Below are 14,038 nucleotides of genomic sequence, written 5' to 3'. Positions count from 1 at the left end.
TGTCTGTCTGGCGCAATCTAAATTAAATGAATATTTAAGTTATCCGGCGCCAGAGCTAAACAATTATTTATTAGGGGCGAAGCGCAGGGACATGCAACTGGGGCCGCCATCAACCAGTGCTGCCTGTTGTGTCGGAACGATTTCTACCCGATAGCCTGCATCTTCCAGCATTTGTGCCGTTTTTGGAAAGCCCTGGGAAACAATCACCCGGTCATTGACCCGGATCGAATTGGCGGCGGTTTCTTCGCCGCGCGGGACTTCCAGCACTTTGAAGCCGGAAAAACAGGCGGCATCCTTCAACCGGTAAGTGGCCAGGATGGTACTGCTATCCAGAAGGGAGCAATCGGTCTTGAAATGAAGGACACCTTCCGGCGTGTCCACTTTCTCGACCTTATGGCCGTGTGTGGCCAGCTTTCCCTTCAATTCTTCAAAACCCGCCTGGTTCGTGCGCGCGGACAAGCCCACCAGGATCGAATCATCGGTCATCAGAATATCGCCGCCATCCACAAACCCGTCCTCGATGGTGAGGATTGTGTCATAATAGGTTTCGAGGGCGGGGCGGATGGCCTGGGCTTCTCCTTCGCGGCTTTCTGCGCCGGGACGCAGCACGACCGCCAAGTCGGGCAGGCAAAGGGCCGGGTCTTCGACAAAGACGGAATCGGGAAACTCCTCCAAGGCGGGCAGCACTTCCACTTCAATACCGGCTTTTTCCAGGGCCGCGATGTAAAGGCCGTGGTCTGAACGGAACTGGTCCGGGCTCGGCGTGCCGGTATCTTCCGCGCGCAGACCGTCGATGATGGAATGGGCGGGCACCCGGCAGATGGCGTTGGTGAATTGGTAGGAACGGCCCTGTTGGCTCATGACTGATACTCCCCGTAAAAAAGGCTCCGGTTGCGCAAGATAATCCGCCGCCGGAGCCCTTTCAATCGTTATTATACATTTGTAATATTGTTAGGCGTTCAAGGCAGATTTGATTTTTTCCAGGGCCCAGTCCACTTCCTCTTCCGTGATCACCAACGGGGGGGCGAAACGGATGATGTTCTCATGGGTTTCCTTGGCCAGGATGCCGTTTTCCTTCAGGGCCTCACAATATTGGCGGGCACCGCCGGCAGCCGGATCAAATTCAACCGCCAGCATCAGGCCGCGTCCGCGCACCTCAACGATATGGTTGTTCTTGATCTCTTTCAGGCCTTTCAGGAAACGCTCGCCCATCTTGGCGGCATTGTCGATCATGCCTTCTTCCAGAAGTACTTTGAGGGCGGTACGGGCGATGGCGCAGGCCAGCGGGTTGCCGCCAAATGTGCTGCCATGTTCGCCAGGGCGCAGAAGGCCCAGAACCTCGGAATTGGAAAGCACGGCGGATACCGGATAGAAGCCACCGGATAGTGCCTTGCCCACCAGGGTCAGGTCCGCCTCAATGCCTTCATGCTCTTCCGCCAGCAATTTGCCTGTGCGGCCCAGGCCGGTCTGGATCTCGTCCAGGATAAGCTGGACATTATGCTTGGTGCAGATCTCGCGGACCCGGGTCAGGTAACCCGCCGGCGGGATCATCACACCGGCTTCCCCCTGGATCGGTTCTACCAGGAAGGCAACTGTGTTGGGCGTGATGGCCGCTTCCAGGGCATCGGCATCGCCAAATGGCACGATCTTGAAGCCGGGCACGAATGGGCCGAAGCCATCGCGTGCGGTTTCATCGGTGGAGAAGCTGACAATGGAGATGGTCCGGCCGTGAAAGTTATTCTCGCAGACGATGATCTCGGCCTTGCCATCTGGCACGCCTTTTTCCGCGTAGCCCCATTTGCGCACGGCTTTGATGGCGGTTTCGACCGCTTCCGCGCCGCTGTTCATCGGCAGGACCTTGTGGGAATTGGTGGCGTCGCACAGTTCTTGATAAAGGAAGGCCAGTTGGTCATTGCGGAATGCGCGCGAGGTCAGGCAGATCTTTGCCGACTGTTCTATCATCGCCTCCCGGATCTTGGGATGGCAATGGCCCTGGTTGACCGCGGAATAGGCCGCCAGGCAATCCATGTATTTATTGCCTTCGGTATCCCAGACCCAGACGCCTTCACCTTTTTCGATGACCACATCCAGCGGTTTATAGTTGTGAGCGCCCAGTTCCGCTTCAACGGAAATGAAATCTTCGGTGGTGAACTGGTCTTGTCTGCTCATGCTCTGATCCAACATTGGTGATACTCCGGATTACAATCGATTTTATCTCAAAAAGCGCTTTTTGTATTGAGGCTTGGCCCAACCCGTTAGACGGCAGCTGGAACGGATGGCAAGAAAATCTCGGCCAGCATGCAGCGGATGCCGCCGCCGCCGGCGGATTCAATCATGTCGATATTGCTGCCGATCAGTCGACCATGCTGTTCCAGTCTGGCCAGTTGGTCAGGTGTGAAATGCGCCCTGGCCCGGTCGGAAAGGACGATCAGCTTTTCACCAGATGTGCCAGCCAGCTGCAGGATGTTGCCGCAAAAACCCTGTTCCATCTGTTCTCGGGTGATGGTGATTACCTCTTTGTCCTGAGAGAGGACGGGCAGGATTTCGCGCTTATAGGCTTCGTTCTGAATACATTGCTCACAGATGACGGCAAATGTATCGCCAACCGCCATCATCACATTGGTATGGTAGATGGGAAGGCCGTTGGCATCGGCGGTTTCAAAAGCTATCACCTGGCGATAGCCGAGACGGTCGGCAAACTGGTCCAGCAGGGCGCGCTCACAGCGCCTGGAGAGGGCGGCATAAATGATCCGGTTCTTGCGGTCGATCACCATGGCGCCAGTGCCTTCCAGGATACCGCGGCTGCCGTCGGCTTCGCCAATCTCGACCCTCTCGCGGATGATGCGGCCGGCATCATCCAGCACGGTTTCGATATGGGATTCCTGGCGCTCCAGCCGGCGACTTTCCGATTTCATCGGGAAATAGGTGATCCGGCCATCGGATTCTGTCGCGAACCAATTGTTGGGGAAGACCGCGTTGGGTGTGTTGGGTGCACCCTCGGCCTTGTCGACAACAATCACATGAACCCCATGTTTGCGCAGCTCGGCAACCACTCCATTGAACTCGCCAACGGCCTTGCGGCGAATCTCGGCGATATCGCCAATGCCGGGTGTGCGCTGAAAATGATTGTCTTCCGCCGTTTGCGGATCATAAGTGAAATCCAGCGGCCGCACCATGGCGACGGATGATGCAATATAGTTGTATTGCCCGTGTTGCGAATATTCCATGCTTCCCGATCCCGAAAGAGCAAGGGGTCCGGCCTGGTTTTTTTACCGGTATCCCTTTGATTCTGTATGTTATGGCTCGATTGGGTTTGAACTTTCCCGTGGCTTTCACTATAGGGATCCGGCTAGGAAATGTGCTCGCATTTTCGCAAGGAAATGCTATAGAGAATACAAGATTGTTTCATTTTTGGGCTAAAAATAGAAAATGTCTCTCACCTTGGATGCGATCGACAAAAGAATACTGAAATGCCTGCAAAAAGAGGGGCGCATCACCAATGCCAAGCTGGCGGAGGAGGTTGGGCTTTCCGCGGCGCAATGCCTGCGCCGAATGCGGCGATTGGAAGATGAAGGCGTGATCGACGGTTATTCCGCCCGTCTGAATCTGAAGAATCTGGGACTGGGAATTACCGCATTAATCATTGTCAAAATGGCCAATAACAGTGACGAAGGCGTTAAGGAGCTGCGCCGGTTTGTCGAGAGCCATCCGGAAATCATTGAATGCCATGGCACCACCGGCCCAGCCGACTATATCTTGCGCGTCGTCAGCCCGGATATCGGCCGCTTTGCCACTTTCCTGGCCAATGAGCTCAGCCTGTGCAAGGGGCTGGAGAAAACCGAGTCCCATATTCTGATGGAAAATGTGAAGGAAAACGGGCCGCTGCCATTGTGACAACAGCCCGCCGTTCCATTGCGCTGGGTTAGACGGTCGCGGTCATCTGGAAGAAGGTTTCATCCTGGATGCTGCTATTGGCGATGTCGGATGCATCGGCAGCGCCGAATGTGGAAATGGCTGTCACCAGTTGCTGAATGTTGCTGCCGGATGCGCTCACAGAAATGATCCGGGAGAGATCATCATTGGTGAAACTGACATTTTCCAGCCGGGCCACTTCGGTGAAACTCAGGCCGGTCACATGGCCCAGGTCCCACCAGCCAGCCTTGCCATTCTGGTCAATGGCAATAACGGTGTCGACGCCATCTTTATAAGCCCAAATATATTCATCCAGATTGCCATTGGCGTCATGGGCCGAGACCAGGCCGCCCAATTCTATGCGATCTCCTTCCGCCTGATTGAAATCACGGATCACGGCAACATCTTCCTTGTCGGTAATGACAAAGGTATCCGCGCCGCTGCCGCCGGTCAGGTAATCCGCATCTCTGTCGGCGATGAGCAGGTCATTGCCGCTGCCACCATCCAGCCAGTCCGTGCCGTTCCCCCCATGCAGGATATCGTTTCCGCCGTGACCATAGAGGCGATCACCTTTGTCCGCGCCGTTGATCATGTCATTGCCATTGCTGCCGGCATCCAGGACATAGCCATGATTGTTGATCTCGCCCAATTCGCCAAGTGTGCCGGATGTTCCACCAAGACCGGTCAGGTCGACAAGATATTGTTCCAGAAAACCGTCGGCACCGGCCTGTACGAAACAGGCCTGGGCCACCTGCTGGTTGGATCCCAAGGCCCAATCAGTCAGGGTGATGCTGCCGTCACTGCCATTGCCGGTCAGATTGAGATCCAGGACCAGATTGTCGGAGATGATCGAATAGGCGACATTGACCAGATTGACCCCGATCGGCAGGTACAGGGTGGATGTACCATTTGCCTGAATGATTGCGTCATAGCCGGGTGCGGAATAGACAATACTGTTGTTGCCCTGGTTGTCCGCCACCACACAATCACTTTCAATCACCAGCACGTCATTGCCGGCCCCGCCGTTTAAAATCGTGCCGGGGCTCGAGGTTATTAGGTCATTTCCAGTGCTGGCCCCGCTATTCAGGCCCATGTCGATATTGCTAACGCCGTCTTCTCGTAACAGCGCGCGGATACCGTTTTCCACATAGAGCTGGCTGGAATGCTGTTCCAGAAGGGCTGTCAGCGCATTCCCGGACAGGAAGCTCGGCACATAGCCCAGCATGCGGGAATAATAATTCATCATGCTGTCAGAGAAATTCCATTCAATCTCGGTACCGATCTGGCCCGGATAAACCGTGACGGCATCGCCGAGCCAGCCGCTGCTATTCTCATATTGAAACAGCCGATCGGCATAGCTTTCAACGCCACCAAAAACGGACGCAGCCCCCAGGCCGGGAGATCCGATCGTATAGCCGCTGACTTTGTCCGCCTGGTCTCCCAATGCTTCCATAAGGTCATTCATAGCCCATTGCGCCATCGCGCCGCCCAGGCTGTGGCCGGTCACCATGATATTGTCATATTGGCCGGCGACCGAGATCACATAGCTGATCAGGCTGGCCACTTTGTCGGTCAAGTCCCGGAAGGGTTTGGGGCCCAGAAGATCATATTGCAACACGTCCAACAGGCTGTCGGTGCCGCGGAAGGACAGGACCAGGCTTTTTTCGCCGGCCACTTCCTTTTCCGCAACATAGCCAAAGGATCCGCCATTGTCAGCCACCTGCAGAAGGTCCCAGCCGAGGTCGCTGACACTTTCTTCCAAGGCACTGCCGTCATTGTAGGCGGCCGCCGCGAGGCTGTTCATCTCAACACCGCGGGCAAAATCATACTGTTCGGATGTCTCCGTGATACTCATGAATGTGACTCCCTTTATGCGTGTGTATTGTTTTTTTTGCATACTCACACGGGATGTGAAATAAATGCAACAAAAAATTACTTATAAGGAATATAAATTACCTATACGTAAATTGGCAGGGTTATTGCTGTAAGAATGATATCGAAAGACAACCGTTGTTGTTGCCAATGCGAATCATGGCAAGGAACAGTGGAAAGAAATTTCTGAAAAAACAGGTGGCGCATCATCATGAGAAGAAGCATTCAACAGGCCGTTGGCGAACGTTATGCCAGGCTGCTTGATAGCATCGGATTCACGGCGGAAGATGTGGAATCCCTCTGGGGTATCAAGGCGAAGACCACACGCCAGATCATGGAAGGGGACCTCTCGCTCCTGGAAATGGCACCCACCTTGCTGCGGATCACGGATGTTTCCGGTTGCGGACGCAATTATTTCAGTGAAGATCTGGAATTCTATGAACCGCATCAGGCCAATGACCGTGAAGAAGAGGCTGAAATCATCTCGCTGGATGAATTCCGCAAACTTCAGCCATCGGACAGCGGTTCACGGGACTGATCAGGATTTTCCGCCCGGCAAGGCAGACCGGGCATGATCTTCCCTAGGCGGTCAGACCATCAGAAACGATGCCGGCGAAGAGATCACGCGCGCGTAAAATTCCGGAGGCTCGGGCGGAGGCAAAATGCCATCCCAGATCAACCGAATAATCTGACAGGGACAGTGGGCAGGCAATCATGGCCAGGCCGGTTTGCCCGGCGATGGCTTTTGCCACATGCCTGGGAATAGTGGCAATGGCACCGGTCCCGGCCAAGAGATAGGAAAGCGCACCATAATGGCTTGTGGAAAGCGCAATCGTGCGTTTCAGTTTTCGTTCCTGCAGGACATCATCGACCGCGCCGGTCAACCCATCATAGGACACCAGGATATGCGGACGGGCGAGATATTCCTCAAGCGATACTGAATGCTGTTCTGATCGGCTTGCCGGATCTATCAGGCAGGCATAATCCGACCGGCCGAGGGCTAGGCGCTTAACCTGCGATCCGGTGAGGCCGCCCCCGGTCAGGGTCAGATCCACCTGGCCGTCCACCAGGGCTTTTGCGGCAAGCCGGCTGTTCACCTGATGGAAGACCAGTCGGCTTTTGGGCGCGTGATGCCTAAAGGCTTTAGCAAGGGCGGGGCCGAAGGCGAGCTCATAATCATCGGAGAGCCCCAACCTCAGGAGAGGGGGAAATGCGTGATCCGGATCAGGTGTGCCTGTATCAAAGGTCTGGCCGATGGCATCCAGCGCCGCCAATATCCGGGGATAGAGTGTGACCGCCCTGGCGGTGGGTTTCATGCCGGCCTGAGTGCGGGTCAGCAGCGGGTCGTCATAAAGGGCGCGCAAACGGCCAAGGGCCGAACTGACAGCGGATTGGGACAGGCCCAGGCGTTTTGCCGCGCGGGTGACATTATTTTCACGCATTAAGGCGGCAAAGACGGTCAGAAGATTGAGGTCAATCTTCCTGAAATCAATTTCTTCAATATCTGTATTATTAATTATCTGTTTCATGGATGAATGTTTGGCCTGCTAAACCGCCTTTGTCAAAAACATCAGTTGGAAAAGGCCTCTCTATGCGCAAATCGATCAGGATCGCCCTTGTCGGGGATTACAATGCAGACGTTCCCGCCCACAAAGCCATTCCGGCCGCATTGGCTCTTGCGGGCAACGCGCTCGACTGTGATGTGCAGGGTCATTGGATAGGCACGGCGGAGATTGCGGGCAGCATTGACGCGAAGCTGGCCGGCTGGGCGGGGATATGGCTTGTCCCGGCCAGCCCTTATGACGATGAGGCGGCGGCTTTGGAAACGGTCCGATTTGCCCGGGAAGGCGGGGTGCCTTTCCTTGGGACCTGCGGCGGATACCAGCATGCCTTGATCGAGTATTTCCGCTCAGAGATCGGAATTATGGGCGCGGATAGCCTGGAAAATGATCCTACCGTCACCGATCCGGTGATTGCTCCGCTTGCCTGCGCTTTGATTGAGGTCATGGGGGACGTGCATTTCCTGCCAGGCAGCAGAATGGCCGCATTACACGGATGTCCGGTCGTGCAGGAAGGATATCGCTGTAGTTTCGGAATTAATGCCGACTATGAAGCGCGGCTGGCCGGCTCAGGGTTGGTGATCTGTGCCCGGGACGGGGCAGGGGATCCGCGGGGTTTTGAACTGGAGGGCCATCCGTTTTTCTTTGGAACCGGGTACCAGCCGGAACGCGCGGCTCTGGCCGGGCGGAACCATCCGCTGGTCAATGCCTTTGTCCAGGCTACCATGCGAAGGCTAGAAATGACTGTCGCTGCCTGACTTCACCAGAAAGCTCTGGAACAGGGTGTCGAAGATGGTCCGGGTATCGGCTTCATCGATGAACATCATGATCTCGGTATAGGTGGAAGCGATCTCGATCAGGTTGATGTTTTGCAATGTCACCCGCTGTAACAGCATATAGAGCATGCCCGGCACATCCACATAGGATTTGGCGAATTGCACGGTGACCGCGGCCACATGGTCATAGGCGGCGATGGGTTTTTGCCGGCAATTGTCATCTAGCCAGCCACGGTGGCGGTTTTCCACCACCATGGTAATCTCATGCATGCCCTGGGAAAGAGAGCAAAAACCGCTTTCCTCATGCACCCTGGAATAAAGCCGATTCAAAATGCCATGCAGATCCGGCGCTTTGCGGTAGGTGACCGCGCACAGGCCGGAATTGATATTGACCGCGTCGATGACAAACCGTTCAGGTTTGGGCGTGTCCGATTTGATCCTGGACTGCAGGCGCGAGAGATTCATGGTGATCGCGGTGACTTGGGCTTCTTTTCTGGCACGCGATTCCACCAACGGCTGTAGATAGCGCGCCAGCTGGGTCAGGTTGAACAAGCCATGATGAAACCCGAATTCCAGGAAGGGGTTCCCTTTGATGATGTCCTGCAAAACAGTCGAAATAGAAATCATATTGTTATATTTATAACATAATTGATGAAAATAAAACTTTTTCATCTAATTTTTTGTTTTGCCGTTTTTCCGCCGTTAAGGTCCGCCAAAGTTCAAAAAACTCAGGGCAATGGAGACCCCTTATGACTGCGATTTTCACCGGCACCTACACGGCTATCGTCACCCCGTTCACAGCCGATCTGTCGGTAGACTGGAAGGCTTTTGCCGGTTTGATCAAACGGCAGGTGAAGGCAGGTGTGGACGGTGTCGTGGTTCTGGGCACCACCGGTGAGGCGCCCACCGTGCAAGGCCGCGAATATGTGGAGCTTCTGTCTTTTGCCGTCCAGGAAGCGGCGGGCGAGATCGCGGTGATTGCCGGTGTTGGTGGCAATGATACCCAGCGCACCATCGAACAGGCCCGCCAGGCCGCGGCAACCGGGGTTGATGGCTTGCTGGTGACCTGCCCCTATTACAACAAACCGACCCAGAACGGGATTGCGGGTCATTATCTGGCCGTGGCGGAAGCGGTGGACCTGCCGCAAATCATCTACAATATCGCTGGGCGGACCGGTGTGAATATCCAAACGCAGACCATCGTCGCGCTCTCAGAGCATCCCAACATCGTTGCAGTGAAAGAGGCCTCTGAAAATGTCGAACAGATCATGGATGTGATCAGCCAGACACCGGATGATTTCTCTGTGCTATCCGGATCGGACAGCCTGACCTATTCCCTGGTGGCGCTTGGCGGCAATGGGGCGATTGCCACCATATCCAACCTTGTGCCCGAAGGGGTTAAGGAGATGATCGATGCGGGGCTGCGCGGGGATAAAGCGGCATCATTGGCGGCCCATTACCGGTTGCTGCCGCTGGCCCGTACCTGCTTTGTCGAGAGCAATCCGATCCCGGTCAAAACCGCCCTGGCGGAAATGGGGTTGCTCATCGAATCCTTCCGTCCGCCCATGTGTGCCATGGAGCCGGATAACCGGGAGGTTTTGTTCCGCTGCCTGCGCCAGCAGGGATTGTTGGCCGGTGAAGTTGAACCCCTGGCGGCGGAATAGGGGCATGACGGAAAACAAACCGGAGGAAATCCTGCGCGCCCGCGCGGCTCAGGCTTTAGGCAACGCCTTTTGGGAAGATCCCTTTTTCAAGGCGATCATGTGTGATTTTGTCGATCACCCGGAAGAGCGTGCCTGCCGGATGCAGCGCTATTTCATTTTCGCCATAGAAGAGGCGTTTGAGATTGGCCGGGTCGATCTGGATGGGGAACACCAGGGCGGTGCCGCCGTTTGGGTCACGGAACAAAACCAGGGACGCCTGGCGTCCTTCCGGCGGGAGAAGGCGGCCTTCCTACAGGATTTGCTGGGACCGGACGGCAAGGGAAATTATCAAAGCATCACCGGGTTCATGGGAGACCTTGCCCCGGATCCAGGGGCTGGTCCCCTGTGGTATCTCTCTATCCTGGGGGTCGATGCGGTGGCCAGGGGGCGCGGACTGGCCGGGCAGGTGCTTGCGCCGGGTTTGCGCGCGGCGGATCTGAAGGGGGTGCCGACCTACTTGGAAACGTTCAATCCGGTGGCGGAGCGGGTGTATGGCCGTCTCGGTTATGAATTGGTGAGCCGGACACCAGAACCGGTGACCGGCCAGGATTGCCTGATCATGCTGCGCCCGCCGCTGTGACGTGTTTATTTACCCCTCGATACCAACTTGAACCCGGCTTTTTGCCGGGTTTTCTTTTTAATCACTATGGCTATATAATTGACCAATTGTTCCAGTATGGTTGGATGAGATGCCAAAAACGATCACATATGACAAAGAAAAAGTCCTGAACCAGGCTATGATCCAATTCTGGAAAGCAGGTTATGAGGCGACATCCGTACAGGATCTGGTGGAGGTGACGGGGATCAACCGGGCCAGTATCTATAACAGTTTTGGTGATAAGAAGGGGCTGTTTCTGGCAGCGGTTGACCATTACCTGAAACAGGCCAATGCGAAGCGCGTGGGCGCGTTGGAGCAAGATGGCTCTGCGATCGAGGCGATCCAATCCTATCTCGAGGATGTGGTCGCCTTTTCTTTTTCTGAAGGGCGGAAGCTGGGCTGTCTGATCACCAATTCCCTGGTCGAGGTATCTCCGCTGGATATTGAAATCGGCGCGCATATCAAACCGGTGCTGGATAAAGTTGAGGATGACTTCTATCAGGCGCTGCTCAGGGCGCAAAAGCAGGGTGAGATCCGTCCCGGCGCGGATCTGCGTGCGCTGGCGCGGTTCCTGACCGGTCAGGTGCAGGGCCTGCGGGTTCTGGCTCGTGCCGATTCAAATGAAGGCAGGATGCGAGACATGGTGATTGTGGCCATGAATGCGATTAAGGTATCTTGACATTTAAACTGATCGTTCCAATATAAAGCGAATGAATATGGCGCTATCTTTTGCTGCCAATATCTTTTTCTCTATTCCCGGGAACGAAACCATGAGCAAACTTACCCCGCTTTTTCCTCGCCAGCCGGTGCCTAATCTTGATGTCGCCACGGTCGGCGGCGGTCGCTGGAAACTTTCCGGACAAACGCCGGAAAATTTCACCATGGTTGTTTTTTATCGCGGCCAGCATTGTCCAATATGTGGCCGCTATCTTGCGGATCTGGAGCGCAAGCTGGCGCAATTCAAAGAAAAGGGTGTGGATGTGGTTGTCATTAGCTCGGATGACGAAGCCCGCGCGACCCAGGCAAAAGCGGACTGGAACCTGGAGAATGTGACGGTCGGTTATGGGCTGGAACTGGATAAAGCCCGGGAATGGGGCCTCTATATTTCCAGTGGCCGTGGCAAGACCTCCATCGGCATTGAGGAACCAGCACTCTTTTCCGAGCCGGGCCTGTTCCTGGTGCGGCCCGATGGCGAGCTTTATTTTGGTACCGTACAGACGATGCCCTTTGCCCGGCCCAATTTTGCCGAGATTCTGGGGGCAATCGATTTTGTCCTGGCCAATAATTATCCGGGGCGTGGCGAAGTCCTGGATCACAATTCCGCCGGATAGGCCGGATCTCTTCTGGCCGATGCGAATGTTCGGTCCGGCCAGGATGATCTCTGGATGCGGGGAGGCTGAAAATGCGGGAATGCGGACAACGGGCAATGAGGGGTTGCCTTGATGGGCAGGCGCTGCGACGGGCATTCATGATTGCCGCAATCGTCGGGCCGATCCTGACAGTGATCAATCAATGGGAAGCGGTCACCGGACCGGCCAGTTTCAGTTTACTGAAAGCTGGCCTCTCGGCGGCCGTCCCGTTTTGTGTTTCCTTAAGCAGCTGCTTCCTGATGCTCTACAAACAATGCGCGGAAGCGGATCATTTCTAACCCTACCGTGCGACAGACAGGTTCTTGTGCAGCAACCGGCTGATCAATCGCCCTCTGGCATTGGCGTGCGCCGGATGAGTCACATCCCGCTCCAGAGGCTGCCAGTCGGGATCTTCCGGATCCAGGCCCAGTGTGGCGACATAATCGCGATCAACAACAAAAAACTGTTTTTTGTACCCCAATAGATAGCCGTTCGTTTCTGACCGAATCCTGCGGGCTTCGTTGATATCGGCTGACCAGATATTGAAATGGGCATAGCATCGATCAGGATAGAGAAGGGTGCCGAAATCGGAAACGCTCTTGTCTCGAATGACGCCCAGTAAATGAGACCAGCTGCGAAAACCCTGTTCCCGGGCCAGCATGGTCAGGCAATCGCGGCGACGGACCAAAGCCGGGTCCGTATGAGGTTTTGCAAGGCGCCGGTTCAGTCGGGCCAAATCCATCGGATTGCCTTTTGCCAATTCACGATGGAACAGGCGCGCGCGATGCTTCAGGGTGAGAATGATATCCACCATAGTCGTTTCTCCAGATAGGAACCTTTTACCCGCGCCGATCGGTTCCAGAGAACCCTATGGGTGATTAAACACGAAATATATTAATCCGGGGTGAGGCGACTTTTGGGCGGGCAAGGCACCCCCGGGCACCTTATGGCGGCGAGTGTATCCAGACCGGCCCGCATGTGCAAGAGGGCCGATGTCAGGCCTAGAACGGGCAGGGGGCGGTGAAGGCGATCCTTTTACCTGTGGCCGGATGGATGAAAGAAAGACGGTGCGCGTGCAATTGCAGATGGGGCACTTTTTTCTTCAACTCGTCCGGGGCGTAGAGGCTGTCTCCCAGGATAGGGTGACCCAGGGAGAGCATATGAACGCGCAATTGATGGGACCGTCCGGTAACGGGGGTCAGCTCGACCAGGGTTTCATCAGGGCCACAGTTCAAAACCCGCCAATGGGTCTGGGCGGGCTTGCCCAGATCATGATCGACGATTTGCCGGGGCCGGTTGGGCCAATCGCAGCGAAGCGGCAGGTCTATGGTTCCTTCCTGTTGATTGATCGTGCCACCGACACGTGCAAGATAGGTCTTTTGGGTTTCCCGATCCTGGAACAGTCGGGACAGGGCACGATGCATCTCTTCGCCCAAAGCCATGACAATCACGCCGGATGTTTCCATATCCAGGCGGTGTACGGTTAACGCGGTGGGGTGCAGGCTCTGCGCCCGCAGCTGGATGCTGTCTTTTTTTTCGGGCAAGCGGCCCGGAACGGACAGCAGACCGCTTTGTTTGTTGATCGCCAACATGTGCTCATCCTGGTGGAGGATCTCCAGGAAGGGCGTTTGCGGTGGGGAATAGATGGGCTCCATCGTAATGTCCGGACCCTGATTAATTATGCGCGATCAGGATCAAATAGGCATTTTGAACTGGAAAGTCACGCCTTAGCGGTTTTCAGGCCTTTGATTGACAGCCAGACAGCCAATCAAACGATCGGCCCGTTCCCCATCAGAAGAGAGCGGCAACAGCAAGCGGCTGTATTTGACATGAGGTTTGCCGGCAAATCCGGCATCAAGTTCATCAATCCTGGGCTGGAAATTGATTGCCACATCATCCAATTGATTTCGCGCATGTTGTAATTGCTCATCATGGATGAATTCATTGAGATAAAGCCCGGTCAGATCCTTGCCCAATGCTTCGGTCAGACCAGTGCCGACCAGGCTAATCTGGTAATTGCGCGGTGTTTCCTCAACCCGGTAGATGATCAGATTGGGTAAAAGCTTATGAAACTCAATCGGGTCCATGTCTGATCGGCTGGGGGCCGCGCGCTTTCCGCGTTTCTTGTTCCAATATTCATAGAATTTTTGATGAATGCTGTGCTGGAAATGCATGTGTGATCAAGCTTTTACTGAGAACGGTACTGAAAGACGATCCGTTTTTAGGCGACCGGCAATAGGGGTAACTTAGTATGTATGATTGGGTTCCG

At 55.2% G+C, this 14,038-nt stretch carries 17 protein-coding genes; 8 read left to right on the top strand and 9 right to left on the bottom strand.

Translation table 11 applies throughout. The features are described 5' to 3' along the window. Nucleotides 1-63 precede the first annotated feature (63 nt). The 3 genes from DFP90_RS02915 to DFP90_RS02905 form a co-directional block, all read right to left on the bottom strand. Nucleotides 64-861 carry a dimethylarginine dimethylaminohydrolase family protein gene (locus tag DFP90_RS02915; protein WP_115934895.1) on the bottom strand — a complete coding sequence of 266 codons (798 nt, stop codon included), beginning with the start codon at nt 859-861 and terminating at the stop codon, nt 64-66. A 90-nt stretch (nt 862-951) separates the two neighbouring features. Further along, complete coding sequence (rocD, locus tag DFP90_RS02910) at nt 952-2,169, bottom strand: ornithine--oxo-acid transaminase (RefSeq protein ID WP_115935502.1); 1,218 nt, start codon at nt 2,167-2,169, stop codon at nt 952-954. An 86-nt stretch (nt 2,170-2,255) separates the two neighbouring features. Beyond that, nucleotides 2,256-3,227: an arginine deiminase-related protein gene (locus tag DFP90_RS02905; RefSeq protein WP_115934894.1), complete on the bottom strand. Its 972-nt coding sequence runs from the start codon at nt 3,225-3,227 to the stop codon at nt 2,256-2,258. A 202-nt stretch (nt 3,228-3,429) separates the two neighbouring features. Here DFP90_RS02905 and DFP90_RS02900 point away from each other — a divergent pair, with 202 nt between their 5' ends. After that, complete coding sequence (locus DFP90_RS02900) at nt 3,430-3,894, top strand: Lrp/AsnC family transcriptional regulator (protein WP_115934893.1); 465 nt, start codon at nt 3,430-3,432, stop codon at nt 3,892-3,894. A gap of 28 nt (nt 3,895-3,922) precedes the next feature. On the opposite strand, the gene DFP90_RS23320 is transcribed toward DFP90_RS02900, so the two are convergent. Beyond that, nucleotides 3,923-5,767, bottom strand: a complete 1,845-nt coding sequence (locus DFP90_RS23320; protein ID WP_181905151.1) for a type I secretion C-terminal target domain-containing protein — start codon at nt 5,765-5,767, stop codon at nt 3,923-3,925. A gap of 228 nt (nt 5,768-5,995) precedes the next feature. Here DFP90_RS23320 and DFP90_RS02890 point away from each other — a divergent pair, with 228 nt between their 5' ends. Beyond that, nucleotides 5,996-6,322, top strand: coding sequence for a hypothetical protein (locus DFP90_RS02890; protein WP_115934891.1), 327 nt, complete (start codon nt 5,996-5,998; stop codon nt 6,320-6,322). A 43-nt stretch (nt 6,323-6,365) separates the two neighbouring features. Here the strand turns inward: DFP90_RS02890 and DFP90_RS02885 are convergent, their stop codons facing one another. Further along, nucleotides 6,366-7,313 (bottom strand): LysR family transcriptional regulator, encoded by a 948-nt coding sequence (locus tag DFP90_RS02885; protein ID WP_115934890.1) that lies wholly within the window; start codon nt 7,311-7,313, stop codon nt 6,366-6,368. A gap of 62 nt (nt 7,314-7,375) precedes the next feature. On the opposite strand from DFP90_RS02885, the gene DFP90_RS02880 reads away from it, so the two are divergent. After that, nucleotides 7,376-8,101 carry a CTP synthase C-terminal region-related (seleno)protein gene (locus DFP90_RS02880; protein WP_115934889.1) on the top strand — a complete coding sequence of 242 codons (726 nt, stop codon included), beginning with the start codon at nt 7,376-7,378 and terminating at the stop codon, nt 8,099-8,101. On the opposite strand, the gene DFP90_RS02875 is transcribed toward DFP90_RS02880, so the two are convergent. Then, nucleotides 8,078-8,746, bottom strand: coding sequence for a hypothetical protein (locus DFP90_RS02875; RefSeq protein WP_147300916.1), 669 nt, complete (start codon nt 8,744-8,746; stop codon nt 8,078-8,080). The genes DFP90_RS02880 and DFP90_RS02875 overlap by 24 nt on opposite strands. Before the next feature lie 122 nt (nt 8,747-8,868). Here DFP90_RS02875 and dapA point away from each other — a divergent pair, with 122 nt between their 5' ends. The 5 genes from dapA to DFP90_RS02850 all read left to right on the top strand — a co-directional run bounded on the left by dapA (nt 8,869) and on the right by DFP90_RS02850 (nt 12,068). Then, entirely contained in the window at nt 8,869-9,783 is a 915-nt protein-coding gene (gene dapA, locus DFP90_RS02870) for a 4-hydroxy-tetrahydrodipicolinate synthase (protein WP_115934887.1), read from the top strand. Nucleotides 9,784-9,787: 4 nt separating this feature from the next. Next, on the top strand, nt 9,788-10,402 hold the full coding sequence (locus DFP90_RS02865) for a GNAT family N-acetyltransferase (RefSeq protein WP_115934886.1): 615 nt from the start codon (nt 9,788-9,790) through the stop codon (nt 10,400-10,402). 109 nt (nt 10,403-10,511) lie between these two features. Further along, nucleotides 10,512-11,099 (top strand): TetR/AcrR family transcriptional regulator, encoded by a 588-nt coding sequence (locus tag DFP90_RS02860; protein WP_115934885.1) that lies wholly within the window; start codon nt 10,512-10,514, stop codon nt 11,097-11,099. A gap of 91 nt (nt 11,100-11,190) precedes the next feature. Continuing rightward, nucleotides 11,191-11,751 carry a peroxiredoxin-like family protein gene (locus DFP90_RS02855; protein ID WP_115935501.1) on the top strand — a complete coding sequence of 187 codons (561 nt, stop codon included), beginning with the start codon at nt 11,191-11,193 and terminating at the stop codon, nt 11,749-11,751. 95 nt (nt 11,752-11,846) lie between these two features. After that, nucleotides 11,847-12,068: a hypothetical protein gene (locus DFP90_RS02850; RefSeq protein ID WP_115935500.1), complete on the top strand. Its 222-nt coding sequence runs from the start codon at nt 11,847-11,849 to the stop codon at nt 12,066-12,068. Between the two features lie 2 nt (nt 12,069-12,070). Here the strand turns inward: DFP90_RS02850 and DFP90_RS02845 are convergent, their stop codons facing one another. From DFP90_RS02845 to DFP90_RS02835, 3 genes are all read right to left on the bottom strand, one after another. Next, nucleotides 12,071-12,583: a hypothetical protein gene (locus tag DFP90_RS02845; RefSeq protein WP_115934884.1), complete on the bottom strand. Its 513-nt coding sequence runs from the start codon at nt 12,581-12,583 to the stop codon at nt 12,071-12,073. Between the two features lie 187 nt (nt 12,584-12,770). Continuing rightward, entirely contained in the window at nt 12,771-13,361 is a 591-nt protein-coding gene (locus DFP90_RS02840) for a pseudouridine synthase (RefSeq protein ID WP_342767787.1), read from the bottom strand. Nucleotides 13,362-13,496: 135 nt separating this feature from the next. Continuing rightward, nucleotides 13,497-13,943, bottom strand: coding sequence for a PAS domain-containing protein (locus DFP90_RS02835; RefSeq protein WP_115934882.1), 447 nt, complete (start codon nt 13,941-13,943; stop codon nt 13,497-13,499). Nucleotides 13,944-14,038 lie beyond the last annotated feature (95 nt).

It is taken from the genome of Aestuariispira insulae, from assembly GCF_003385955.1.
GTDB classification, from domain to species: domain Bacteria; phylum Pseudomonadota; class Alphaproteobacteria; order UBA8366; family Aestuariispiraceae; genus Aestuariispira; species Aestuariispira insulae.
The sequence above is the reverse complement of the archived record's forward strand: the minus strand, read 5'-3'. Positions and strand labels throughout refer to the sequence as shown.

Bases quoted from the DNA above. Each gene is read 5' to 3' on its own strand.
- DFP90_RS02890 (WP_115934891.1), top strand. From the start codon at position 5,996: ATGAGAAGAAGCATTCAACAGGCCGTTGGCGAACGTTATGCCAGGCTG.
- DFP90_RS02905 (WP_115934894.1), bottom strand. From the start codon at position 3,227: ATGGAATATTCGCAACACGGGCAATACAACTATATTGCATCATCCGTC.
- DFP90_RS02850 (WP_115935500.1), top strand. From the start codon at position 11,847: ATGAGGGGTTGCCTTGATGGGCAGGCGCTGCGACGGGCATTCATGATT.
- DFP90_RS02860 (WP_115934885.1), top strand. From the start codon at position 10,512: ATGCCAAAAACGATCACATATGACAAAGAAAAAGTCCTGAACCAGGCT.
- DFP90_RS02865 (WP_115934886.1), top strand. From the start codon at position 9,788: ATGACGGAAAACAAACCGGAGGAAATCCTGCGCGCCCGCGCGGCTCAG.
- rocD (WP_115935502.1), bottom strand. From the start codon at position 2,169: ATGAGCAGACAAGACCAGTTCACCACCGAAGATTTCATTTCCGTTGAA.
- DFP90_RS02880 (WP_115934889.1), top strand. From the start codon at position 7,376: ATGCGCAAATCGATCAGGATCGCCCTTGTCGGGGATTACAATGCAGAC.
- DFP90_RS02835 (WP_115934882.1), bottom strand. From the start codon at position 13,943: ATGCATTTCCAGCACAGCATTCATCAAAAATTCTATGAATATTGGAAC.
- dapA (WP_115934887.1), top strand. From the start codon at position 8,869: ATGACTGCGATTTTCACCGGCACCTACACGGCTATCGTCACCCCGTTC.
- DFP90_RS02900 (WP_115934893.1), top strand. From the start codon at position 3,430: ATGTCTCTCACCTTGGATGCGATCGACAAAAGAATACTGAAATGCCTG.
- DFP90_RS23320 (WP_181905151.1), bottom strand. From the start codon at position 5,767: ATGAGTATCACGGAGACATCCGAACAGTATGATTTTGCCCGCGGTGTT.
- DFP90_RS02885 (WP_115934890.1), bottom strand. From the start codon at position 7,313: ATGAAACAGATAATTAATAATACAGATATTGAAGAAATTGATTTCAGG.
- DFP90_RS02855 (WP_115935501.1), top strand. From the start codon at position 11,191: ATGAGCAAACTTACCCCGCTTTTTCCTCGCCAGCCGGTGCCTAATCTT.
- DFP90_RS02875 (WP_147300916.1), bottom strand. From the start codon at position 8,746: ATGATTTCTATTTCGACTGTTTTGCAGGACATCATCAAAGGGAACCCC.
- DFP90_RS02840 (WP_342767787.1), bottom strand. From the start codon at position 13,361: ATGTTGGCGATCAACAAACAAAGCGGTCTGCTGTCCGTTCCGGGCCGC.
- DFP90_RS02915 (WP_115934895.1), bottom strand. From the start codon at position 861: ATGAGCCAACAGGGCCGTTCCTACCAATTCACCAACGCCATCTGCCGG.
- DFP90_RS02845 (WP_115934884.1), bottom strand. From the start codon at position 12,583: ATGGTGGATATCATTCTCACCCTGAAGCATCGCGCGCGCCTGTTCCAT.